Annotated in this window: 18 protein-coding genes; 8 read left to right on the forward strand and 10 right to left on the reverse strand. The window is 61.5% G+C overall.

Going from position 1 to position 21,744, the window contains the following annotated elements:
* Positions 1 to 45: 45 nt before the first annotated feature.
* Complete coding sequence (gene petA, locus HMPREF9697_RS04730) at positions 46 to 699, reverse strand: ubiquinol-cytochrome c reductase iron-sulfur subunit (protein ID WP_002716019.1); 654 nt, start codon at positions 697 to 699, stop codon at positions 46 to 48.
* Between the two features lie 798 nt (positions 700 to 1,497).
* Between petA and speD the strand changes: the two genes are divergently transcribed.
* The 3 genes from speD to HMPREF9697_RS04745 all read left to right on the forward strand — a co-directional run bounded on the left by speD (position 1,498) and on the right by HMPREF9697_RS04745 (position 4,242).
* Positions 1,498 to 2,055, forward strand: a complete 558-nt coding sequence (speD, locus tag HMPREF9697_RS04735) for an adenosylmethionine decarboxylase (RefSeq protein WP_002716021.1) — start codon at positions 1,498 to 1,500, stop codon at positions 2,053 to 2,055.
* Positions 2,052 to 2,912, forward strand: a complete 861-nt coding sequence (gene speE, locus HMPREF9697_RS04740) for a polyamine aminopropyltransferase (protein WP_002716022.1) — start codon at positions 2,052 to 2,054, stop codon at positions 2,910 to 2,912. The genes speD and speE overlap by 4 nt, the downstream gene beginning before the upstream one ends.
* A 100-nt stretch (positions 2,913 to 3,012) precedes the next feature.
* Positions 3,013 to 4,242, forward strand: coding sequence for a lytic murein transglycosylase (locus tag HMPREF9697_RS04745; protein WP_002716023.1), 1,230 nt, complete (start codon positions 3,013 to 3,015; stop codon positions 4,240 to 4,242).
* Between the two features lie 6 nt (positions 4,243 to 4,248).
* On the opposite strand, the gene recJ is transcribed toward HMPREF9697_RS04745, so the two are convergent.
* The 6 genes from recJ to HMPREF9697_RS04775 all read right to left on the reverse strand — a co-directional run bounded on the left by recJ (position 4,249) and on the right by HMPREF9697_RS04775 (position 10,925).
* Positions 4,249 to 6,090, reverse strand: coding sequence for a single-stranded-DNA-specific exonuclease RecJ (recJ, locus tag HMPREF9697_RS04750; RefSeq protein ID WP_002716024.1), 1,842 nt, complete (start codon positions 6,088 to 6,090; stop codon positions 4,249 to 4,251).
* Positions 6,091 to 6,150: 60 nt separating this feature from the next.
* Positions 6,151 to 6,861, reverse strand: a complete 711-nt coding sequence (locus tag HMPREF9697_RS04755) for a haloacid dehalogenase type II (protein ID WP_002716025.1) — start codon at positions 6,859 to 6,861, stop codon at positions 6,151 to 6,153.
* 19 nt (positions 6,862 to 6,880) lie between these two features.
* Complete coding sequence (gene glpX, locus HMPREF9697_RS04760) at positions 6,881 to 7,876, reverse strand: class II fructose-bisphosphatase (RefSeq protein WP_002716026.1); 996 nt, start codon at positions 7,874 to 7,876, stop codon at positions 6,881 to 6,883.
* A 53-nt stretch (positions 7,877 to 7,929) separates the two neighbouring features.
* On the reverse strand, positions 7,930 to 9,252 hold the full coding sequence (locus HMPREF9697_RS04765) for a homoserine dehydrogenase (RefSeq protein ID WP_002716027.1): 1,323 nt from the start codon (positions 9,250 to 9,252) through the stop codon (positions 7,930 to 7,932).
* Positions 9,253 to 9,276: 24 nt separating this feature from the next.
* Positions 9,277 to 10,494 (reverse strand): LL-diaminopimelate aminotransferase, encoded by a 1,218-nt coding sequence (locus HMPREF9697_RS04770; protein ID WP_002716028.1) that lies wholly within the window; start codon positions 10,492 to 10,494, stop codon positions 9,277 to 9,279.
* Between the two features lie 113 nt (positions 10,495 to 10,607).
* Positions 10,608 to 10,925, reverse strand: a complete 318-nt coding sequence (locus HMPREF9697_RS04775; RefSeq protein ID WP_002716029.1) for a hypothetical protein — start codon at positions 10,923 to 10,925, stop codon at positions 10,608 to 10,610.
* A gap of 232 nt (positions 10,926 to 11,157) precedes the next feature.
* On the opposite strand from HMPREF9697_RS04775, the gene HMPREF9697_RS04780 reads away from it, so the two are divergent.
* Both HMPREF9697_RS04780 and HMPREF9697_RS04785 read left to right on the forward strand, forming a co-directional pair.
* Complete coding sequence (locus HMPREF9697_RS04780) at positions 11,158 to 12,960, forward strand: PHA/PHB synthase family protein (protein WP_002716030.1); 1,803 nt, start codon at positions 11,158 to 11,160, stop codon at positions 12,958 to 12,960.
* A 139-nt stretch (positions 12,961 to 13,099) separates the two neighbouring features.
* Positions 13,100 to 13,498 carry an MAPEG family protein gene (locus HMPREF9697_RS04785; protein WP_002716031.1) on the forward strand — a complete coding sequence of 133 codons (399 nt, stop codon included), beginning with the start codon at positions 13,100 to 13,102 and terminating at the stop codon, positions 13,496 to 13,498.
* Between the two features lie 36 nt (positions 13,499 to 13,534).
* Here the strand turns inward: HMPREF9697_RS04785 and argC are convergent, their stop codons facing one another.
* Both argC and HMPREF9697_RS04795 read right to left on the reverse strand, forming a co-directional pair.
* Positions 13,535 to 14,593 carry an N-acetyl-gamma-glutamyl-phosphate reductase gene (gene argC, locus HMPREF9697_RS04790; RefSeq protein ID WP_002716032.1) on the reverse strand — a complete coding sequence of 353 codons (1,059 nt, stop codon included), beginning with the start codon at positions 14,591 to 14,593 and terminating at the stop codon, positions 13,535 to 13,537.
* A gap of 235 nt (positions 14,594 to 14,828) precedes the next feature.
* Positions 14,829 to 15,365, reverse strand: coding sequence for a DedA family protein (locus HMPREF9697_RS04795; protein ID WP_002716033.1), 537 nt, complete (start codon positions 15,363 to 15,365; stop codon positions 14,829 to 14,831).
* 179 nt (positions 15,366 to 15,544) lie between these two features.
* Here HMPREF9697_RS04795 and parE point away from each other — a divergent pair, with 179 nt between their 5' ends.
* On the forward strand, positions 15,545 to 17,614 hold the full coding sequence (gene parE / locus HMPREF9697_RS04800; protein WP_002716034.1) for a DNA topoisomerase IV subunit B: 2,070 nt from the start codon (positions 15,545 to 15,547) through the stop codon (positions 17,612 to 17,614).
* Here parE and HMPREF9697_RS04805 read toward each other — a convergent pair whose 3' ends face one another.
* Complete coding sequence (locus tag HMPREF9697_RS04805; protein ID WP_002716035.1) at positions 17,615 to 18,856, reverse strand: FAD-dependent oxidoreductase; 1,242 nt, start codon at positions 18,854 to 18,856, stop codon at positions 17,615 to 17,617.
* Between the two features lie 287 nt (positions 18,857 to 19,143).
* Between HMPREF9697_RS04805 and HMPREF9697_RS04810 the strand changes: the two genes are divergently transcribed.
* Positions 19,144 to 20,565, forward strand: a complete 1,422-nt coding sequence (locus tag HMPREF9697_RS04810) for a DEAD/DEAH box helicase (RefSeq protein WP_002716036.1) — start codon at positions 19,144 to 19,146, stop codon at positions 20,563 to 20,565.
* A gap of 107 nt (positions 20,566 to 20,672) precedes the next feature.
* Entirely contained in the window at positions 20,673 to 21,740 is a 1,068-nt protein-coding gene (locus HMPREF9697_RS04815; RefSeq protein WP_002716037.1) for a GGDEF domain-containing protein, read from the forward strand.
* Positions 21,741 to 21,744: the final 4 nt, after the last annotated feature.

Raw genomic sequence — 21,744 nt, forward strand, 5'->3', positions numbered from 1 at the left:
CCGCTCCGCACGACCTGTGCGGAGCGTGTGGCCTCCCATGACGCCTCAGATTTGCAGGATACTGCCGAAATCGAAATGGACACCGGACGGATTCTCGCCAACCCGGAGCGTGGTGTCATTAACGAAGCGATAAGGCGGGACCGGCAGATTATAGGGCGCAGGTACGCCCCTGAAGACACGGCCCGCCAGATCGTATTTCGATCCATGGCACGGGCAGAAATAGCCTCCCAACCAGCCTTGCACCGGCTCGGATGGATTGGCATCGGGATAGAACAGCGGAATGCATCCCAGATGCGTGCAGATGCCAACGACGACACCATATTCGGGATTGGCCGAACGGTGCCAGTTTTGAGCATAAGGCGGCTGCTGAGCTTCCTCGGACTGCGGATCGGCAAGTTGCGCAATCAGCTTTGGGTCCTGAAGACCCTGCAATAATTTTGGCGGCCGCCGTGTGACGAAAACCGGGTGGTCCTGCCAACGCACCACGACTTGCTGGCCGGGCTCCATCTTGCTGAGATCGAGGTCGACGGGGCCTCCGGCGGCGAGCGTCGATGCGTCCGGATTCATCTGGGACAACATCGGCACGAGAGTAGCAAACCCTCCTACGAGACCAAAAGTCGCGGTGACGACGTAGAGAAAGTCACGCCGCGTCGGCGACGATGCATCTGCGAAATCGATGTGGGAAATCTCGCTGCTCATGACAGGCTCCGGTGACAGTCGCGCTGCCCCTGGCGTCTAATATAACGACCGACGAGCCTACGTTTTGTTCCCACTGCACGCTTGTTCGCTGCGGCAAAGCGTTGTTTGACATTCCAGATAAACTGCATAGCTTTGGCCCACGCAGATGTTCGCGGGGGATTGCGAACCGATGCGCATGGGGCAACGCCGCATCGCTATGTCCGCTTCCCCGAAAACCTACCCGATAGGGCCGATGAGCCCTGCCTTCACAGGCTAGGGTTGAAAAGCAAATGCAGCGCCAGCGCTGCATTGCCATCCTGCGCGGAGGATGCATTGCATCACCTAACTCCGCGCGCCACGCATGGACAGTTGAGGTCCGTTCACCCCTCAAGGAGGTACGAGCCATGTCAGTTCATCCCGGCAAAGATTCTTTGACCGCAAACGCCACCTCGACCGGGAAGGTCCAAAAGGACAACGTCCATCGGTTCGTTCCGCGCGCCTCGCAAACACATCAGACGCCAGCTCCGGCTGCGCCGGAAAGACCGCCGATACGCGGGAGCGAGGATTTCAGTGGCGGCGACGACCCCGGCCCAACCGCTGCCTGACACGGCAAGCTGCTCGCAACCACCGGGGCGAGCAACGACCCCAAGCTGAAATCCCTGCGTTGAAAGACGCGCCCTTTGCGAAGGGCGCGTGCCGTCGCGCGCCCAATTCCTCAAGCTTCTTCGTCGGCGACGCCGCGCTACGCGCGGCGGATCGCCTTATCGCTTATTGCGCCGGCTTGAACCGGCTCTGTTTCTGTCAAACTGGGAGAACTGAATGAAGAAAATCGCCCTGCGCAACTCGGACGCGCGCCGGAACGGCCTCGCTCATGGCCCCCAAGCCCATCCCCGCAACGGATGGACGCACGCGCACGAGTCTCGCGTGGAGCACGAACCCGACGCAGGCAAGAGCGAAGCAAGCGCTGCCGTAAAGACGAGCGTCGCATTCAACGACAATGCGGACTACGACGGCTTCGTCGAGCGCGAGGGTCTGCGCTTTGCAGGTACCCACCTCATTCTCGATCTGTGGCAGGCATCGAACCTCGACAGCCTGGAGATCGTCGAAAGCGCACTGCGTCAAGCAACCGAAGCTGCGGGCGCCACGCTCCTGAGCATCGATCTCCATAGTTTTACCCCGACAGGAGGCATCACCGGCGTTGCGATCCTCGCGGAAAGCCACATCTCGATTCACACCTGGCCTGAGCATTCCTATGCCGCCCTCGATATTTTCATGTGCGGCAAAGCCAGTCCCCATAAGGCTATCGACGTGCTGCGTCTCGCATTCACACCGGGAAAACTGGTTCTGGCCGAGCACAAGCGAGGACTGATGCCATGACCGTTTTTCATGAGACCATGGATCAGGGGCACGCGCAGGCTCTCACTGTCGAAAAGACCTTGTATCAAGGCCGCACTGCCTATCAGGACGTGCTGATTTTCAGGAACGAGACATTCGGCAACGTCATGGCGCTCGATGGCGTCGTGCAATTGACCGATCTCGACAATCACGTCTATCACGAGATGATGGCTCACGTGCCGCTGACCGCGCACGGCATGGTCAAGGACGTGCTGATCGTCGGCGGAGGCGACGGCGGGGTACTGAAGGAGATCCTCAAGCACCCGGTCGATCGCGCCGTGTTGGTCGAAATCGATCCGCAGGTCATCGAGCTTTCGAAGCGCTATTTTCCCACGGTGTCGGCCGGCTCGTTCGAAGATTCGCGCGTGTCGGTACGGCTGGAAGACGGGCTTGAATACGTCGCCAATGCCGATCGTCAGTTCGATGTGGTGATTATCGATTCTACCGATCCGGTGGGGCCCGGCGAGGCGCTGTTTTCGGATGCGTTTTACGCCAGCTGCCGCGCTTTGCTGCGCGCGGGCGGGCTCTTGGTTCTGCAAAGCGGCACGCCATTTTTCAGACCCATCGAACTTGACAGAATCTGTCGACAGCTCGCTACGCATTTCGGCGCGGCCAAACCGTTCCTCGCACCAGTGCCGACCTACGCGCATGGCCAGCTCGCGCTGATCGCCGCAGGTCCATCAGCAATCGCTCTGTACCCGGCGCTCGCGACGCTCGATGAGCGCTTTGCGCCTCTCAGCGACAAGCTGCGATACTATTCGCCACAGATTCATCATGCTGCATTCACTCTTGCGCCGGCGCTCCAGAATAGTGTTGCCGTCGACAACGCCGCACAATGATGAAACCGAGTCCCCCGAACCGAGGAACCAAGGTTCCCGCGCCACATCGTCTCGTCCCAACACGGTTTTGGCTTTGGCGGCGCTCAGCTAGACTGCACCCATGGCTGATGACGATTCCCTGTTGCCCCTTGCATTAACGCGCCGCAGCTTGCTGTTCGGCGTGGGAACGCTAGTACTCGCGTCCACATCGGCTTCTGCCGCCGCTCCGGCGGGTTTCGATGCCTGGCGGGACTCGTTCCGGGCCAAGGCGCTTGCCAAAGGCGTTTCAAACTCAACCTATTCGCGCGTGATGGGCCGGATCGAGCCCGACATGAGCGTGTTCGCGCAGATGGGAAACCAGCCCGAGTTCAAGGAAGAGCTCTGGCAATACATCAACCGCCGTGTCTCCGACTGGCGCATCCGCGCCGGCAAGGACGCGTTGCGCCAGCACGGCGCCCTGTTCACGCGCATCGAGCGCGATTTCGGCGTCGAGCGCGGCACGCTGCTTGCGCTGTGGGGCGTCGAGAGCGCGTTCGGCGATCCGCTGGTCCAGAAGAACCACATGAAGCCAGTGTTTCCCTCGCTCGCCGCTCTGGCGTGGCGTGCGCCGCGCCGCAAGGCCTATTGGGAAACCGAACTCATCAACGCGCTGCGCATTGTCGAGCGCGGCTGGAGCACGCCGGAGGAAATGCGCGGCTCATGGGCAGGCGCGATGGGCCATACCCAATGGATGCCGGAAGTCTGGCTCAATGTAGGCTTTGACTATGACGGCGACGGGCGTGTCTCTCCGTTCGGCAAGCCCGACGACGCATTGGGTTCGACGGCGCGTTATCTCGTCAACCGCGGCAAGTATCACCGCAACGAGCATTGGGGTTACGAAGTCACCGGCAGCAATGGCGGGTCCGGAAAGGAGAACCGAAGCTACGCGCAATGGGCGGCAGCCGGTGTCTCACGCGCGGATGGCAAGGCTTTCCCGCGCCCGCACGACATGGCACGGCTGTGGACCCCGGTCGCCGGCGGTCCCTCGTTCCTGTTGGGACCGAATTTCTTCTCCGTGCGAAGCTACAATCCCTCGATGAACTACGCGCTCGCCATCGTTCATCTTGGCGATCGCATCCTCGGCGATGGACCGTTCAAACATCCCTTCCCCGGCTCGGAGCGCGCGCTGACGCTCGCGGAAATTCAGGAAGTGCAGACACGCCTGACCAGGGCCGGGTTCAACACCGGCGGCACAGATGGGCGCGTCGGCAACGACACCATGAAGGCGGTAAAGAATTTCCAGAGCAAGACGGGATTGCTCGCCGACGGTTACGCCGGTCTTCAGGTTCTGGCGCGATTACGCGCCATGTGATGCGGATCAGCGGATCGAAACCGGCTCACGCTGCGGCACGGCGACGTCGGAAATCCGCAATTGCACCCGCTCCGCGCCCTGCCAGCGATCGATACTCAGTGATCCGGCAACATGCACCATCTGCCCGCGATTATCAGCGAGCGCATTGCCAAGTTTCTGGCCGACCGACCGGAATGCGATGCCGTTGACCATCGCGCCGTCACCGGACTTTAGCCGTACTCGCATATGCGCGCCGCCGACCTCGTCGGCATAAACCAGTTGATGCGAAGGCAGCGCGATCATCGGCTCGGGATTGCCCGTGCCGAACGGTCCGGCGCGATTGAGCGTCCCGACAAAATCGGTGGTGACGGCGCGCGCACTCACCGCACCGTCGATGAACAGTTCATCGACATGCCGCGCCTTGGCGACATCCTGCGCCAGCGTTTGTTCGAGATAGGCGCGAAACTCTGCGAGCCGATCTTTCTTCAGGGTCACGCCTGCCGCCATGGCGTGGCCGCCGCCTTTCATGAGCAAACCTTCCGCGACAGCGCCGCGCACCGCTTTCCCGAGATCGACGCCAGCGATGGAGCGGCCCGAGCCGGTGCCGATCCCACCGGGCTCGAGCGCGACTGCAAACGCCGGTCGCGAGAACTTCTCCTTCAAGCGCGATGCGACGAGACCGACCACGCCCGGGTGCCAGCCCTCGGACGCCGTGACGATCACCGCTCCCTTGTCTTCCAAACCGAGCGAGGCCAGCGCCTCGGCTTCGGCCTGTTGTTCGGCGGCCTGTTCGATCAACCGCCGTTCAACATTGAGACGATCCAGTTCGGCTGCGATCCGCGCCGCTTCGGAGACATCGCCTTCGAGCAACAGCTTGACGCCGAGATCGGCCTGCCCGATGCGGCCGCCCGCATTGATGCGTGGTCCGAGCATGAAGCCGAGATGCCACGCTTCGGGCGGACCATTGAGGCGCGCGACATCCATTAAGGCAGTATGACCGATATGGTCGCGACGCCGCATCGCAATCAGGCCCTTGGCGACGAAGGCGCGATTGAGTCCCAGCAGCGGCGCCACGTCGGCGACCGTGCCGAGCGCCACATGATGCAGCATGTCGAGCAGGTTGGGCTCCGGCCGCTCCGGCGTCCAGAAATTACGCACCCGCAATTCACGGTTCACCGCAACCAGCGTGACGAACACAAGACCGACAGCCGCGAGATGACCAAGTCCCGACAGATCATCCGGCCGGTTGGGATTGACGATGGCGTTGACCACGGGCAACTCGTCACCGCATTGATGATGGTCAATCACCACCACATCCATGCCGAGCTTGCGCGCTTCCGCGAGCGGCTCGATGCTCGTTGTGCCACAATCGACCGTCACCAGCAGCTTTGCGCCACGCGCCGACAGCGAGCGGATCGCCTCGACGTTCGGGCCGTAGCCTTCGAAGATGCGGTCTGGAATGTGGATCAGCGGATCGAGCCCGCAATGGCGCAGATGCCATGCCAACAACGCCGCCGAGGTCGCACCGTCCACGTCGTAATCGCCGAAGATCGCAATTTTCTCGCCGCGCACTGCCGCGTCCGCGATGCGTTTGGCGGCCGCTTCCATCTGCGTCACGGTCGATGGATCGGGCAGCAGTTTGCGGATGGTCGGGTCGAGAAAATCCTCGACGGCATCGATGTCGATGCCGCGGCCCGCTATGATGCGCGCCAACATTTCCGGCAATTGATAGCGCTGCACGATAGCCAGCGCCTGTGCCGCACCCCGTGCATCAAGCCGATCGCGCCACAGTTTGCCCGTGGCCGAGCGCGTCACGCCGAGAAAGGCATGCGGTGTCTCGACAGGCAGTATGGTGACAGGAGGCGTCATGGGATGACCGGAGATAGGGGCCGCGCGCGTAGGTTTCAATGATTCGCGAAAACTGCGCCGTCAGCAACCCAGCCGGGAGGCCAGATCCTCGATATCCGCAACCACGAAGTCCCAGTCACTCGTGGCCTCGAAGTCCTCTTTCTGGTGCGGGCCGTATTCCGCGATGCGCGGCACAAAGCAGGTCTTCAGTCCGCAGGCACGTGCGGCAATGAGATCGTAATTATGCGCCGCGACCAGCATCACCTGCTCCGGTCGCAGCCCGAGCAGTTTGGCCGCACCGAGATAGACCTCGGGGTCCGGCTTGTAGCGCTGGAAGATTTCAGCACACAGGATCACGTCCCACGGCAAACCAGCATATTTGGCCAAATTGGTCATCAGCGCGACATTGCCGTTCGACAGCGGCGAGATGACGAACTTCGTCTTCAGCCGCGTCAGGCCCGGCACGCTGTCCGGCCACGGCTTCAGGCGATGCCAGCCGAGCGTGAGGTGATCGAAATCGTCCCTGCTCAGTCCCGTGATGCCGAGCCGCGCCGCGAGCGGCTCGACTGACTGACGTTGCAATTCATCGAGCGTGAGAAAGCCGCGCTCAGGGTGGCTGCGCACCTCGTCCATCGACGGACGGTACGCACTGCGCCAGGCATCGACCAGCGCGGCCCAGTCGACGGTGAGGCCCCTCGCCTCACCCCATGCAGTGAAATCCGCGATCAGGCTGCCGCGCCAATCCACGATGGTACCGAACGTATCGAACAGCAGAGCCTTGACGTCCGGCATCACCGCAATCCCGCGCCGATCAGTCGAGGTGGAATTTCTCGAGCTGGCGGTGCTCGGCCTTGATGTAGCGCACCGTGCCGGTGACGGAGCGCATTACAACCGTCTCGGTCTCGATGGTGTGCTTGCGGAATTTGACGCCCGACAGCAACGAACCGTCGGTCACGCCAGTGGCCGCGAACAGGCAGTCGCCCTTCACCATGTCCTCGATGCCGTAGATCATGGACGGGTCCTTGATCCCCATCTTGGCAGCGCGTTCGCGCTTCTCATCGGTGTCGAGGATCAGGCGGCACTGCATCTGGCCGCCAATACAACGCAGCGCCGATGCTGCCAGCACGCCTTCCGGCGCGCCGCCAGTGCCGATGTAGATATCGACGCCAGTGTTCTCGGGATCGGCAGTGTGGATCACGCCCGCCACGTCGCCGTCCGTGATTAGGCGCACAGCAGCGCCGGTCGAACGGACGGCGTTGATGATGTCGGCATGACGCGGACGGTCCAGGATCAGTGCCGTGATCGCGGACGGATGCACGTCCTTGGCGCGGGCGAGCCTGCGGATGTTCTCGGCCGGCGGTGCGTCGAGATCAATCACGTTCTTGGCGTAACCGGGACCGACGGCGATCTTCTGCATGTAAACGTCAGGTGCATTGAGAAGCGTGCCGCCTTCCGCCATCGCCATCGTGGCGATCGAGCCCGGCATGTCCTTGGCGCACAAGGTCGTACCTTCCAGCGGATCGACCGCGATGTCGACTTCCGGTCCGACTTCCGCGCCGACCTTCTCGCCGATAAACAGCATCGGCGCTTCGTCGCGCTCGCCCTCGCCGATCACGACCGTGCCCTTGATCGGAATCTTGTTAAGCTCGCGGCGCATTGCGTCAACCGCCGCCTGGTCCGCGCCCTTCTCGTTGCCGTGGCCGCGCAGACGCGCTGCCGACACCGCGGCGCGCTCCGTCACGCGCACGATCTCCAGTGTCAGGATGCGCTCGAGCAAGAGCTGCGGCGGGACGGAAATGGTCGACATCAGTAAAGCTCCTCATCGTATGCCGCGCGAGGCGGCATGTGTCGTGTATTGTCTCAGTTCTTCTCGATCCGGATAACCTGCGGCTTTCCGGTGATGACGCGATCCTGCTGCACGGCATGCAGCGCGCGACGCACGGCATCCTCCGTGGTTGCGTAGGTGATCAGAATCACCGGCACTGGCTGGGACTTGCCGGCTGGCTTATCGACATCAAACGTGCCGTCAGGATGACGCTGCACGATCGACTCGATCGAGATTTTCTGTTCGGCCAGCCGCGTGGCGATGGTCGCCGCCGTGCCAGCGAGGTCACGCGCCATCAGACGAATGTAATAACCACCTTCATGGCGTTTCATTGGCGCTTTCGTCGTCACCTTGAGTTTGGCGACGGGACGACCGAACGGCAGCGCACGCACGCCGCGCGCAATATCGGCGATGTCCGCAACAACGGCCGATGCCGTCGCAGCGCCGCCCGCACCGGGGCCGACCAAGGTGATCGGAGGAATGCCGTCGCCATCAATGGTCACGGCATTGGTCACGTCCATCACCTGCGCGATCGACGAAGTCCGCGGCACCATGGTCGGATGCACGCGCTGCTCGATTCCAGTTTCGGTCTTCACCGCAACGCCGAGCAGCTTGACGCGATAACCAAGCTCCTGCGCCGCGCGCAGGTCTTCGGGCGCAATCGAGGAAATGCCTTCGACGTACACTGCGCTCTGGTTGACCTTGGTGCCGAAAGCGAGGCTCGCAAGGATCGCAAGTTTCTGCGCCGTGTCGTGGCCATCGACGTCGAAGGACGGGTTGGCCTCCGCGTAGCCGAGCCGTTGCGCATCCTTCAGGCATTCTGCGAACGACAGCCCTTCCCGCTCCATCCGCGTCAGGATGTAGTTGCAGGTGCCGTTGAGGATGCCGTAGACGCGATCGATATCAGTCCCGGCAAGACCTTCGCGCAACGTCTTGATGACAGGAATGGCCGCGCCAACGGCGGCCTCGTAGTTGAGCGCACCGCCGTGCTTTTCAGCGAGAGCCGAGAGCCGAGAGCCATGCTTGGCAATCAGCGCCTTGTTCGCGGTCACGACAGACTTGCCGCTGCGCAGCGCCGCCTCAATGGCGGACAGCGCGGGATCGCCCACACCGCCCATCAGTTCAACGAACACATCGATCTTGGGATCGGTCGCAATCGCAAGCGCGTTCTTCGCCCAGGCAATACCTGTGAGATCGACGTTGCGCTTCTTGACCTTGGAGCGGGCCGAGACCGCGACCACGCGTATGCCGCGCCCGCAGCGTAGCGACAACGCTCGCTTCTGTCGTTCTATCAGACCCACGACCTCGGCACCCACGGTGCCGAGCCCCGCAATCCCCACTCTGAGCGGAGCAACCATATTCTATTTAACCTGCCGGATGAGTTAGCGCCGGTTGGCGAGAGGAACCACGTTGTGCAATGTTTCAACGCCCGCTTCAAGGAAACGGCGGATATTTCGGGCAGCCTGACGGATGCGCTGCTCGTTTTCCACCATCGCTATACGAACAAAACCTTCACCGTGCTCGCCGAACCCTGAGCCGGGAGACACCGCAACTCCTGATTTCTCGACCATGAGCGTCGCAAAATCCATGCTGCTGATGTGGCGGAATTTCTCAGGCAACGGCGCCCAGGCGAACATCGAGGCCGCCGGCGGGGGAATGTCCCAGCCCGCCCGGCCAAAGGCCTCCACCATCGCATCGCGGCGCTTGTGATAGGTGTCGCGCATCTCCTGGATGCAGTCCTGCGGACCGTTCAGCGCCGCGACGGCAGCCACCTGAACCGGGGTAAAGGCACCGTAGTCGAGGTAGGACTTCACGCGCGTCAGCGCCGCGATCAGGCGCTCGTTGCCGACCGCAAAACCCATGCGCCAGCCGGCCATGGAATAGGTCTTCGACATCGAGGTGAATTCAACGGCGATATCCATCGCGCCCGGTACCTGCAGCACAGACGGCGGCGGCTCGCCGTTGTAATACAGCTCCGCGTAAGCAAGGTCGGACAGAATGAAGACCTCGTGCTTCTTCGCGAACGCGACGAGATCCTTGTAGAAATCGAGCGACGCGACATAAGAGGTCGGGTTCGACGGATAGCAGACCACCATCGCGATCGGCTTCGGAATCGAATGGATGATCGCGCGCTCCAGGTGAGCAAAGAGCTGCGGCGTCGGCTCCGCCGGGACCGACCGAATCACGCCGCCCGCCATCAGGAAGCCGAATGCATGAATCGGGTAGCTCGGGTTGGGCACCAGCACCACATCGCCCGGCGCGGTGATCGCCTGAGCCATGTTCGCAAAGCCCTCCTTCGAGCCCAGTGTCGCGACGATCTGGGTCTCGGGGTTGAGCTTCACGCCGAAACGGCGCTCGTAATAGGCAGCCTGTGCCCGGCGCAGACCGGGAATGCCTTTGGAGGCCGAATAACGGTCCGTCCGGGGCTTGCCCAGCGTCTCCTTGAGCTTCTCAAGGACGTGTGGCGGGGCAGGCAAATCCGGGTTCCCCATGCCCAGATCGATAATGTCGGCGCCAGCGTTGCGCGCGGCGGCCTTGGCCCGATTCACCTGCTCGAAAACGTAGGGTGGCAAACGGCGAATGCGGTAGAATTCTTCCATGGATTCAAGGCTCCGAGCCCGGCTAAGGGCCCTCAGACGGCAAATCACTGAGGACGCGATAGCATCTTCTAACACGAACCTCGGGCCGCGCCACCAGCCCAAAGGAACGGAATTCAGTTCGCGGGTGGATTTGAGGCCCGGGGCTTCGCGGCCCGCGCCTTCACCCCTTCCTGACGGTCCCGCGCCGCCGTCAGGTCCCGCGTGAGCTGCGCCCGCTGCTCGGGGGTCATGGGGGCTTCGGTGCGCGGTGGCGGGGTATCGTTGACCGGGAGATAAGCCGGCGCGACGGCGGGCCGCTCCGGCGTATTGGCAGGCAGGCCCACCACGGGCATATCGGCGACGTGAGATGCACATGCGCCCAGCATCTGGCCGAGCGTCAGCAAAGCCACTCCCATCCAGACCCGTTTTCCATGGCGACGCAGCGAACGCATCAAGCTCCCGCCCTATTCCATTCCCGTCAAATTCCGCCCCAAGGCGCCCAGCGAACCGATATTCCGGAAAAGCGTTAAATTTCCGACCGCATACGCTGCGGTGGCGCATGCAGGCCGAATATGTCCGAACCAAGACATCTGCTGCAACGCATATAGCTATTGGAAAGGAAGCTCGTTTAACTGAGAAGAGGCAACGTACCCCTTCGGCCCGACACGCGGATATATCGTCTTCATGAGCGCGCTCCCCACCGACCCTCCGACGACAAAACCCTTCGACGCCGATGCGTTCGCACTCAACATCGCCCGCGCCATGGAAAGTGGCGGCAAGGCGCTCTCCGCCTTCCTGCAACCACGCGAGACCGGCGACATCAACAATCGCGCCCCCGGCGAGATGGGCGAGGTCATCAAGACTTTCGCCGAGGTCGCCGAATACTGGCTTGCCGATGCCGATCGTGCCGGCAACGTGCAGACGCGGCTTGGGAAAGCCTACCTTGAATTGTGGGGTCAGTTCTCACGGAAGCTCGCCGGTGCCGAGGACGAGGAACCGACCATCGCACCCGCGCCGAGGGACAAGCGTTTTCTCGACCCCGAGTGGAAATCCAACCACTTCTTCGATTTCATCATGCAGCTCTATCTGCTCACCACGAAATGGGCGCATGAGCTGGTGGAAGAAGCGGAAGGCCTCGATCCGCATACCCGCAAGAAGGCCGAGTTCTACGTTCAGGTACTCACCAACACCTTCGCGCCTTCGAACTTCGTGCTGACCAATCCCGAAGTCCTGCGGGAAACCGTCGCAAGCAGCGGCGACAACCTGTTTCGAGGCATGCAGATGCTGGCCGAGGACATTCAGGCAGGTGGCGGCACGTTGAAGATCAGACAGTCAGGCGGGACGTTCGAGGTCGGCAAGGATCTCGCGCTCACCCCCGGCAAAGTGATCTACCAGAACGACGTCATGCAGCTCATCCAGTATGAGCCGACCACGGAGCATGTGCTGCGCACGCCGCTTTTGATCGTGCCACCTTGGATCAACAAGTACTACATCCTCGACCTCACGCCGCAGAAGTCCTTCATCAAATGGCTGGTGGATCAGGGTCTGACGGTCTTCGTCATTTCGTGGATCAACCCGGACAAAAGCCTCGGGACCAAGACCTTCGAGGATTACATGAAGGAAGGCCCGCTCACGGCGATGGACGTGATCGAGAAGGCGACCGGCGAGATGAAAGTCCACACCATGGGCTATTGCATCGGCGGCACCCTGCTCGCCACGACGCTCGCATGGCTCGCCGACAAGCGCCGCGTGCGCACCACCTCAGCCACCTTCATGGCCGCGCAGGTCGACTTCACCCATGCCGGCGACCTGATGGTCTATATCGACGAGAGCCAGCTCGCAGCGCTCGACCGCGACATGCAGCAGACCGGCGTCCTGCACGGCACGCGCATGGCGATGGCCTTCAACATGCTGCGCTCGAACGACCTGATCTGGCCTTACGTGATCAGCAATTACCTCAAGGGCAAGGAACCTTCGGGCTTCGATCTTCTGTTCTGGAATGCCGATGCCACGCGGATGCCCGGCGCAAACCATTCCTTCTACCTGCGCAACTGCTATCTCGAGAACCGGCTATCGGCGGGCACCATGGTGATCGACAATACCCAACTCGATTTGTCGAAGATCAAGACGCCGATCTACAATCTCGCGACCAAGGACGATCACATCGCTCCTGCGCAGTCGGTGCTGTACGGCTCGCAATTCTTCGGTGGACCAGTCCGTTTCGTGCTGAGCGGTTCGGGCCATATCGCGGGCGTGGTCAACCCTCCTGCCACCGGTAAATACCAGTACTGGACCGGCGGCAATGCTGCAGCTGAGACGGTGCAAGACTGGATGAGCGGCGCGACCGAGCACTCGGGTTCGTGGTGGCCGGACTGGCGGGCCTGGATCGAGGGTCTCGATGCTGAAACCGTTCCAGCTCGTAGCGCCGGCGCGTCCATGACCATTCTGGAGGAAGCGCCGGGCAGCTATGTCCGGATGCGCGCCTGAGCCGTCTTCCTTCCACGTCAAATTCCTGAGAGGCCTGCCGTTCAGTTGGCCTCGTTCCGCAGTTCGACTATGAATGAGAGATCGTCGCCGGTACCCGCCCGGCGAGATTCGATGCAGGCTGCGAGGAAAGGAAAAGGCGATGACGCGAGAATTGTTCTGGCTGACCTTGACCGTGATTTTGACCGGCGTGCTCTGGGTCCCCTACATCCTCAACCGCTGTGCGGTGCGCGGCATCGGCGGCGCAATGGCAAACCCTTCGCGCGGCGACAAGCCACATGCCGAATGGGCGAACCGGATGATGTTCGCGCATGACAACGCGATCGAAAATCTCGCGATCTTCGCACCGCTGGTGCTGATCCTCAACGCCATCGATTATTCGAGCAAATGGACAGTGCTCGCCTGCGCGGTCTATTTCTGGTCGCGGCTTGCTCACGTCATCATCTACGCGCTCGGCGTACCGGTGCTGCGGACGCTCACGTTCGTGATCGGATTCCTCGCGCAGGCCGTGCTGGTGCTCGCGATCTTCCGCCTCTGCTGAGAATAAAAAAGAGCCGCTCCCGCGGCTCTTTTCAGATCACGACGACAGCGCCGGCTGATCGATGCCGAGCGTCTCGGCAAAGCCGAACATGACATTCATGTTCTGCACCGCCTGCCCCGACGCGCCCTTGGTGAGATTATCGAGCGTCGAGACGATGATCGCTCGCCCCGGCTTGCGATCCTCGGCAACACCGATGAACGTCATGTTCGAGCCGCGCACATGGTGCGAGTCCGGCGTCTTGCCGAACGGCAGAACATAGACGAATGCGTCCTTCTCGTACTGCTTGCTCAGGAGCTCGTGCAACTCGCGCGCGGTCTTGCCGCGCCGTCCGCGAACGTAGATCGTCGAATAGATACCCCGATTTGTCGGCAGAAGATGCGGCGTGAACGTCGCCGTCACGTCCTTGCCGGCAGCCTTGGAGAATTCCTGATCGAGTTCGGACATATGCCGATGATGACCTACGCCATAGGCGCGGAATCCTTCGGAGACTTCCGAGAACAGCATTTCCTCTTTCGCCGAGCGCCCCGCTCCGGTCATGCCGGACTTGGCGTCGATCACGATCTCATCACTCTCGATCGCCTTGGCCTTCAGTAGCGGAATGAGTGGCAGTTGCGCGCAGGTGGTGTAGCAGCCGGGATTGGCGACGAGCCGTGCCTTCTTCACATCGCGCCGGTAGATTTCGGTGAGGCCGTACACGGCCTCCTTCTGCAGTTCGAGCGCATGATGCTCGTGCCCGTACCACTTCGCGTAGACGGCGGGATCGGTCAGACGGAAGTCGGCCGACAGATCGACCACCTTCGTCTCCGGTGCTTTCGCCAGCAGATCCTTGAGCACGGTCTGCGTCGTCGCATGCGGGAGCGCGCAGAATACAAGGTCGAGCGCGGCAGCCGCCCAGTCGACGCTCTCGATCGAGACAAGCTGCGGCAGATCGTAAGGCGCGAACTGCGGAAACACGTCGCCGAGCTTCTGCCCGGCGCGACGGTCGGCAGTCAGAAGAACGATCTCGACGCGCGGATGCCGCAGCAACAGGCGTACGAGTTCTGCCCCGGTGTAACCGGAAGCGCCGAGAATGCCGATCTTCTTCTTTTCAGCCATGACAATAGTCCTTATCCGACGGAGCGCGGGACAGGTGATGCGGCGATTTGTTGGAAGAGACAAGGCGCCGCGGACTTATCCTGCGGCATTGGATCGAGCAAACGCGACCTGCCGCTAGATTGCACAGCGGCGGCGACGGAGGGTTCTGTTTGCGGGTTCGATCATGGGGCCGCATATAAAACCCCTCTGGCGCAGGGTCAAGCAGCCCAGCGGCCGCCTCAGCGCCAGTCGGCTGTCAGACCACCGCCCAGAACCAGGTCGCCAGCTTTGAGATCGCGTCGCCGAACAACAGCAGAGTCGCCGACCAGACGAATGCCGACGAGAAATTCGCGATCTGGAAGTGCCAGTACGGCATCTCGAATATACCGGCGACCAACGGCACTGCCGCGCGCAACGGCCCGAAGAAGCGCCCGATGAAAATGCCCGGCACGCCCCATTTGCTAACAAACTTTTCGGCGCGCGGCAGCATTTCGGGGTACCGCGACAGCGGCCACATCCGCGCCACCCGATCCTTGAAGGTGTATCCGAGCCAGTAAGAGAGCCAGTCCCCCAGTGCGGCACCGAGCGCCCCTGCGACCCAGACCGGCCAGAATTTGATATCGCTTGCACCCACCATCGCGCCGATGCCGATCAGCGCGCTCCAGGCCGGGATCAACAGCGAGATGAAGGCAAGCGATTCACCGAATGCGAGAGCGCCGACGATGGGTGCGGCCCAAACCTGATGTTCCCGGACGAATTCGACCACGCCGCGAACCATCTCTTCCAGTGCCATTCACTTCCCTCGTTCTGAGAACCGGCGCGCGATCAGCCGGCCCGGCACTGAAGGCATCCTGCCCTGCAGGCAATGCGACCCTGCCTAGATGAGGGTTGCCCGCCACATTGTCACGTCGTTCATGTCATAGTGAACATCAACGATTCGTGCCCTTTACCAGACCACCAGAACTCAAGTCCATGGCTAAACAACTGAAAGCAAATACAAAATCAACTTCTTCCGCGAAAGCGGCGAACGACCTGTTTGCTTCGGGAGACAAGAAGCCGCGCGGCTCCGCCGCACCCGCCGCCAAGCCTTCGGGCGCGGAGGCCGGCTATACCGCCGCCGACATCGAGGTGCTGGAAGGGCTGGAACCGGTCCGCCGCCGCCCCGGCATGTATATCGGTGGAACCGACGAGAAGGCGCTGCATCATCTGTTCGCCGAGGTTATCGACAACTCGATGGACGAAGCGCTCGCCGGTCACGCGAGTTTCATCGAGGTCGAGCTTGGCGCGGACGGATACCTGACGGTAATCGACAACGGCCGTGGCATCCCGGTCGATCCGCATCCGAAGTTCAAGAACAAGTCGGCGCTCGAAATCATCATGTGTACGCTGCACGCCGGCGGCAAATTCGACTCCAAGGTCTATGAGACCTCGGGTGGTCTGCACGGTGTCGGCGTGTCGGTGGTGAACGCGCTGTCTTCGGAGCTCGTCGTCGAAGTGGCGCGCAACCAGAAGCTCTACCGGATGACGTTCGAGCGCGGCAAACCGAAGGGTAAGCTGGAAGAGCTCGGCAAGGTTCACAACCGCCGCGGCACATTGATCCGTTTCAAGCCGGATGCTGATATCTTCGGCAATAAAGCCGCCTTTAAGCCGCAGCGCCTGTTTCAGATGGCACGCTCGAAAGCGTATCTGTTCGGCGGCGTCGAAATCCGCTGGAAGTGTGCGCCCGAACTCCTGAAGGGCATCGAGAATGTGCCCGCCGAGGACACCTTCCACTTTCCGGGTGGCTTGAAGGATTACTTGGCTGCGGCCATTCATTCCGACACACTGGTGCACCCGGACATCTTCTCCGGCAAAACAGGACGCAACGGCGCGCACGGTGCCTGCGAATGGGCCGTGGCCTGGACCGCCGATGCCGACGGCTTCATGTCCTCCTACACCAACACGGTGCCGACACCTGACGGCGGCACCCATGAAGCCGGCATGCGCAGCGCGTTGCTGCGCGGCATCCGCGATCACGCCGAGCGCACCGGTCAGGGCAAGAAGGCCTCCTCCATCACTTCGGAAGACGTGATGGTCGGCGCGGCCATCATGCTGTCGGTGTTCGTGCGCGAGCCGGAATTCCAGGGACAGACCAAGGACCGTCTCGCGACCGCCGAAGCGCAGCGCATTGTCGAACAAGCCGTAAAGGACCCATTCGACCACTGGCTGTCAGGCAATCCGGCGCAGGCCAACAAGCTTCTCGAATTCATCATTGAGCGTGCCGACGAGCGGTTACGCCGCCGCGCCGAGAAGGAAATCTCGCGCAAGACCGCAGTTAAAAAACTGCGACTGCCCGGCAAGCTCGCGGATTGCACCAACACCGCGACCGAAGGCTCCGAACTGTTCATCGTCGAAGGTGATTCCGCGGGCGGCAGTGCCAAGCAGGCGCGCGATCGCAAGACGCAGGCGATCCTGCCGCTGCGCGGCAAGATCCTCAACGTCGCCTCTGCCACGCGGGACAAGATGGTGGCCAACGCGCAGCTGTCCGATCTCATCCAGGCGATCGGCGCTGGAACCGGGGTCAATTATCGCGAAGACGATCTGCGCTATTCGCGCATCATCATCATGACCGACGCCGACGTGGATGGCGCACACATCGCCTCGCTGCTCATCACCTTCTTCTACCGGCAGATGCCGAAGCTGATCGACGAAGGACATCTCTACCTCGCCGTGCCGCCGCTCTATCGGCTCACTCATGGCAGCAAGACACTGTACGCGCGCAATGAGGCACACCGCGATGAAATGCTGAAAAAGGAATTCCATGCCAACGCCAAGGTCGAGATCGGCCGCTTCAAAGGTCTTGGCGAGATGATGCCCAATCAGCTCAAGGAAACCACGATGGACCCGCGCAAGCGCACGCTGCTGCGTGTCGTGCTGGCAACGGAAGACCGCGACAGCACCGCGACGTCTGTCGAACGGCTGATGGGCAGCAAGGCCGAGGCGCGTTTCGAATTCATCACCGAGAAGGCCGAGTTCGCGCCGGAAGAACTGCTCGACGTTTAATCAGGCCTGTTTCGCCTCCGGCGAATGAACGTGCTCGGGGCGAACCCCGATGCCAATGGTGCGAGCGGTCAAGCCCTGAAGCCAGGGTAAGCTACCGACCAGCCGCATGATAAACGGCGGCGCAAACTGCCGGTCGGTAATTGCGCGATTGATCAAGCGGTTCTGCACGAACACCTGGATGGCCTGCGTCGCCTTTACTGGAAACTCACGCCGCGCCTGCACAAGGCTGAGATCGTCCAGCGATGGAGCGCCTTTTCCGAACTTGTCGCACAACAGGTTCGCCGCCGCGACCGCATCCTGAATCGCCAGATTGACGCCGACGCCGCCGACCGGCGACATCGCGTGCGCCGCGTCGCCGATGCAAAGAAATCCCGGCTTGGCCCATTTCGTCAACCGGTCGATTTGCACCGACAGCAGCTTGACGTCGTCCCAGGTTTTCACATCCGAAATATGGTCGCGCGTGACCGGAGCCAGTTTGACGATGTTGGCGCGGAATTTATCGAGGCCGCCCTCCTTGACTGCCTGATATCCATTCTTGGCGATGACATACGCACACTGCCAATAGTCAGTGCGATCCAGCATCACCATCATTTGCCCAGCCTGGATACGTCCGAAAACACTGTCGGTTGGTCCCTTCGGTTTTCCTACCTTGAACCACAGCACGTCCATCGGCGCGCCGATGTCCTGCACCGCCATTCCGGCTTGCTCACGCATCTGCGAATGACGGCCATCGCAGGCGACAACAAGATCGGCTGAGATATGGAGCTCGCCCTGCTCCGTTTTCGCGACCACACCGGTCACGCGATCATTGGCGCGCAGCAGATCGACTGCCTCAGTCGTCTTGCGAACTTCAAGATGGGGAAACCGTTTGCCTTGGCTGTCGATGAAATTCAGGAAATCCCATTGCGGCATGAAGGCAATAAACGGACACGGCGTATCGAGCCGCGATAGATCCGCGAGGCGGAGCGAGGTATTCCCGATCTCCACATTCAGCCTGCTGATCTCGTCATGCGGCACTTTCAGAAAGTCGTCCAGCAGACCGAGCTCCTGCATCACCTGCATGGTCGAGGGATGTACCGTGTCACCACGAAAATCGCGGAAGAAATCCGCGTGCTTTTCCAACACCACGGTTTTGATGCCGGCCCGGCCGAGCAGATAGCCGAGCATCATTCCGGCAGGACCGCCGCCGACGACACAGCACTGTACCCGAATGGTTTCGGCGGATTGGGATCCCCCCTCCATATCAGCGGTCTCCGGTTCTGGAACCAGGCGCATCTGGTCCCGCAGTGGCCTCAGGATGTCACGAAACCGATAAATATTAAGGGTTTCAGGCAGTTTCCCGCCAAAAATATTGACTTTGGGCGATTCCGTCCTATGTTCCGGGCACGCGGCCAGGGTCGAAACGCGATCATCTGATTAGCCGCTTGCCTGCGATATAATCATCCCCGTGCATGAACTGCATGCCGTTCCGGGGTTGAGCGCGGCAGTATTTCCGAGAAGTCCGAACGGCGATCTCGTGTAGAGGCTCAATGTCCTTTTCCAATCTCGGCTTGTCCGACAAGGTTCTCGCTGCGGTCGCAGCCACCGGTTACACTTCCCCGACGCCCATTCAAGAACAAGCAATTCCCCACGTTCTCGCTCACCGAGACGTGCTCGGCATCGCCCAGACCGGCACCGGCAAAACGGCGGCGTTTGTGCTGCCCATGCTCACGCTGCTGGAAAAGGGCCGCGCGCGAGCCCGGATGCCCCGCACCCTCATCCTTGAGCCGACCCGCGAACTCGCGGCGCAGGTGAAAGAGAACTTCGACCGCTACGGCGTAGGCCAGAAGCTCAATGTCGCCCTTCTGATCGGCGGCGTCTCGTTCGGCGACCAAGATGCCAAACTGATGCGCGGCGTCGATGTCCTGATTGCTACCCCCGGCCGCCTGCTTGACCACACCGAGCGCGGCAAGCTCCTGATGACCGGCGTAGAACTGCTGGTGATCGACGAAGCCGACCGCATGCTGGACATGGGCTTCATTCCCGACATCGAGCGCATCTGCAAGCTGGTGCCGTTCACTCGTCAAACGCTGTTCTTCACCGCAACGATGCCGCCGGAAATCCGCCGCATCACCGAAACATTCCTGCACAATCCAGTGAAGGTCGAAGTCTCAAAACCGGCATCGACCGCCGTCACTGTGACCCAATCCCAGATCAGCACCGGCAAGGAGCCGCACGAGAAGCGCGAACTGCTGCGCCAGCTTCTGCGCAATGCCAAGGATCTGAAGAACGCCATCATCTTCTGCAACCGCAAGCGCGAGGTCGCGATCCTGCACAAATCGCTGCAGAAGCATGGCTTCGGCGCAGCCGCACTGCACGGGGACATGGACCAGAGCGCGCGCATGGCTTCGCTCGAACAGTTCCGCAAAGGCGAGTTGCCGTTGCTGGTCGCCTCCGACGTCGCCGCCCGCGGCCTCGACATCCCTGAAGTGAGCCACGTCTTCAATTTCGACGTGCCGCATCACCCCGATGATTACGTTCATCGCATCGGCCGCACCGGCCGCGCCGGTCGTCTAGGCACCGCGGTCTCGATCGTCTCGCCGGCCGACCAGAAATCCATCATGGCGATCGAGAAGCTGATCGGGCAATCCATCCCACATGCGGAGGGCTATGCGCCGGTGGAAGCCTCCACTGCCGACGCGAACGGTGCCACAGCGGACTCGAGCTCGCGTCCCCGCAAATCCCGCCGCGGCGGTCAGCGGTCGCGAACCCGCGATCATGAAAAGACCACGGCCAAACCAGCCGCCAACAAGGCGGGATCGTTGCCGAAATCGTCAGCCAGAACGCCGCCCGCTCTACCTCCTTCGCTCGGCCGCATCCCGATGGCTGCTGCGGCGCAGGATCATATGGAGCCCGGCGATCATTCACATTTGCCGGCGTTTCTGCTCCGTCCGGTACGCGCCCGCGGATAAGGTGCGTATCTGAACGAAAGTGTTTACCCGTCTTTCACAAACGTCCCCTATCGTCCCGCCATACTTTAGGGATTTGCCGGCGCAGAAGGCTGCCTGGGGACGCCAACGTGATTAATCTTCTTGAAGAGCACGAGCGCACCCTCGCGTTCGCCGAAGTCGCATTGGGTCAGATCAGGTCCCTGCGCCAGAGCGCAATCCCCCGCAATTATGAGATCTGGTACATCTACGCGACTGGATACAACATCGAACTCAACAAGGTCATCAACGAAACGCTGCTGCACAACGGCAAGCTGACCGAAGCAGACCTCGAACAAATTCACGATACATATCTGTCGCAATCGCGCATGACCGATCGGATCGACAAGGTCGGTTCGCGTGTCATCAACGAGATCGACGACGTGATGGGCCTCATCACCGATGCGGTCGGCATGACGAACTCGTTCAGCACCGATCTTGAGGGCGCTACCAATCGACTCCAGAATGCCAAGGACAAGACGCAGATCAATCTCGTGATCCACGCACTGGTTCAGTCCACTCGCGAGATGAACTTGACTAACAAGGCGCTGGAAGCGCGTCTTGCCAGTTCAAAACTCGAAATCGCAAGTCTGCAGGACAGTCTCGAGGCGATCCGCACCGAAAGCCTGACCGATCCGCTGACGTCGCTCGGCAACCGCAAATATTTCGACCGTGCCCTCGATGCCGCCGTCGAATACGCCCAGCAAAACGGCGAGCCGTTGTCGCTCCTGATGATCGACATCGACCATTTCAAGTCGTTCAACGACAATTACGGCCACCTCACCGGCGATCAGGTGCTCCGGCTGGTGGCGCTGGCGATCAAGGCCAACATCAAAGGGCAGGACCTGACGGCACGTTACGGCGGTGAGGAGTTCGCCGTGATCTTACCCAACACCTCAATGCGCCAAGCCCTCGCCGTGGCTGACAATGTCCGCCGCGCCGTGATGTCCAAGCAGTTGAAGAAAAAATCGACAGGCGAAATTCTCGGCCGCGTCACCATCTCCGCCGGAGTTTCTGTTTTCCAGTCCGGCGACGATGCCCCTGCCCTGATCGACCGTGCCGATGCCTGCCTCTACGCCGCCAAGCGGCACGGCCGCAATCGCGTGATTTGCGAAGCGGACCCCGAGTTCACACCCAACGTTCGTATTCAGGTTGCTTGAGAGG

Source organism: Afipia felis ATCC 53690 (assembly GCF_000314735.2).
Taxonomy (GTDB): Bacteria; Pseudomonadota; Alphaproteobacteria; order Rhizobiales; family Xanthobacteraceae; genus Afipia; species Afipia felis.

Coding starts and splice junctions, on each gene's coding strand:
- HMPREF9697_RS04745 (WP_002716023.1), top strand. CDS start 3,013: ATGGCTGATGACGATTCCCTGTTGCCCCTTGCATTAACGCGCCGCAGC.
- HMPREF9697_RS04785 (WP_002716031.1), top strand. CDS start 13,100: ATGACGCGAGAATTGTTCTGGCTGACCTTGACCGTGATTTTGACCGGC.
- HMPREF9697_RS04755 (WP_002716025.1), bottom strand. CDS start 6,861: ATGCCGGACGTCAAGGCTCTGCTGTTCGATACGTTCGGTACCATCGTG.
- argC (WP_002716032.1), bottom strand. CDS start 14,593: ATGGCTGAAAAGAAGAAGATCGGCATTCTCGGCGCTTCCGGTTACACC.
- petA (WP_002716019.1), bottom strand. CDS start 699: ATGAGCAGCGAGATTTCCCACATCGATTTCGCAGATGCATCGTCGCCG.
- HMPREF9697_RS04775 (WP_002716029.1), bottom strand. CDS start 10,925: ATGCGTTCGCTGCGTCGCCATGGAAAACGGGTCTGGATGGGAGTGGCT.
- parE (WP_002716034.1), top strand. CDS start 15,545: ATGGCTAAACAACTGAAAGCAAATACAAAATCAACTTCTTCCGCGAAA.
- HMPREF9697_RS04810 (WP_002716036.1), top strand. CDS start 19,144: ATGTCCTTTTCCAATCTCGGCTTGTCCGACAAGGTTCTCGCTGCGGTC.
- recJ (WP_002716024.1), bottom strand. CDS start 6,090: ATGACGCCTCCTGTCACCATACTGCCTGTCGAGACACCGCATGCCTTT.
- HMPREF9697_RS04770 (WP_002716028.1), bottom strand. CDS start 10,494: ATGGAAGAATTCTACCGCATTCGCCGTTTGCCACCCTACGTTTTCGAG.
- glpX (WP_002716026.1), bottom strand. CDS start 7,876: ATGTCGACCATTTCCGTCCCGCCGCAGCTCTTGCTCGAGCGCATCCTG.
- HMPREF9697_RS04765 (WP_002716027.1), bottom strand. CDS start 9,252: ATGGTTGCTCCGCTCAGAGTGGGGATTGCGGGGCTCGGCACCGTGGGT.
- speD (WP_002716021.1), top strand. CDS start 1,498: ATGAAGAAAATCGCCCTGCGCAACTCGGACGCGCGCCGGAACGGCCTC.
- HMPREF9697_RS04805 (WP_002716035.1), bottom strand. CDS start 18,856: ATGGAGGGGGGATCCCAATCCGCCGAAACCATTCGGGTACAGTGCTGT.
- HMPREF9697_RS04795 (WP_002716033.1), bottom strand. CDS start 15,365: ATGGCACTGGAAGAGATGGTTCGCGGCGTGGTCGAATTCGTCCGGGAA.
- HMPREF9697_RS04780 (WP_002716030.1), top strand. CDS start 11,158: ATGAGCGCGCTCCCCACCGACCCTCCGACGACAAAACCCTTCGACGCC.
- speE (WP_002716022.1), top strand. CDS start 2,052: ATGACCGTTTTTCATGAGACCATGGATCAGGGGCACGCGCAGGCTCTC.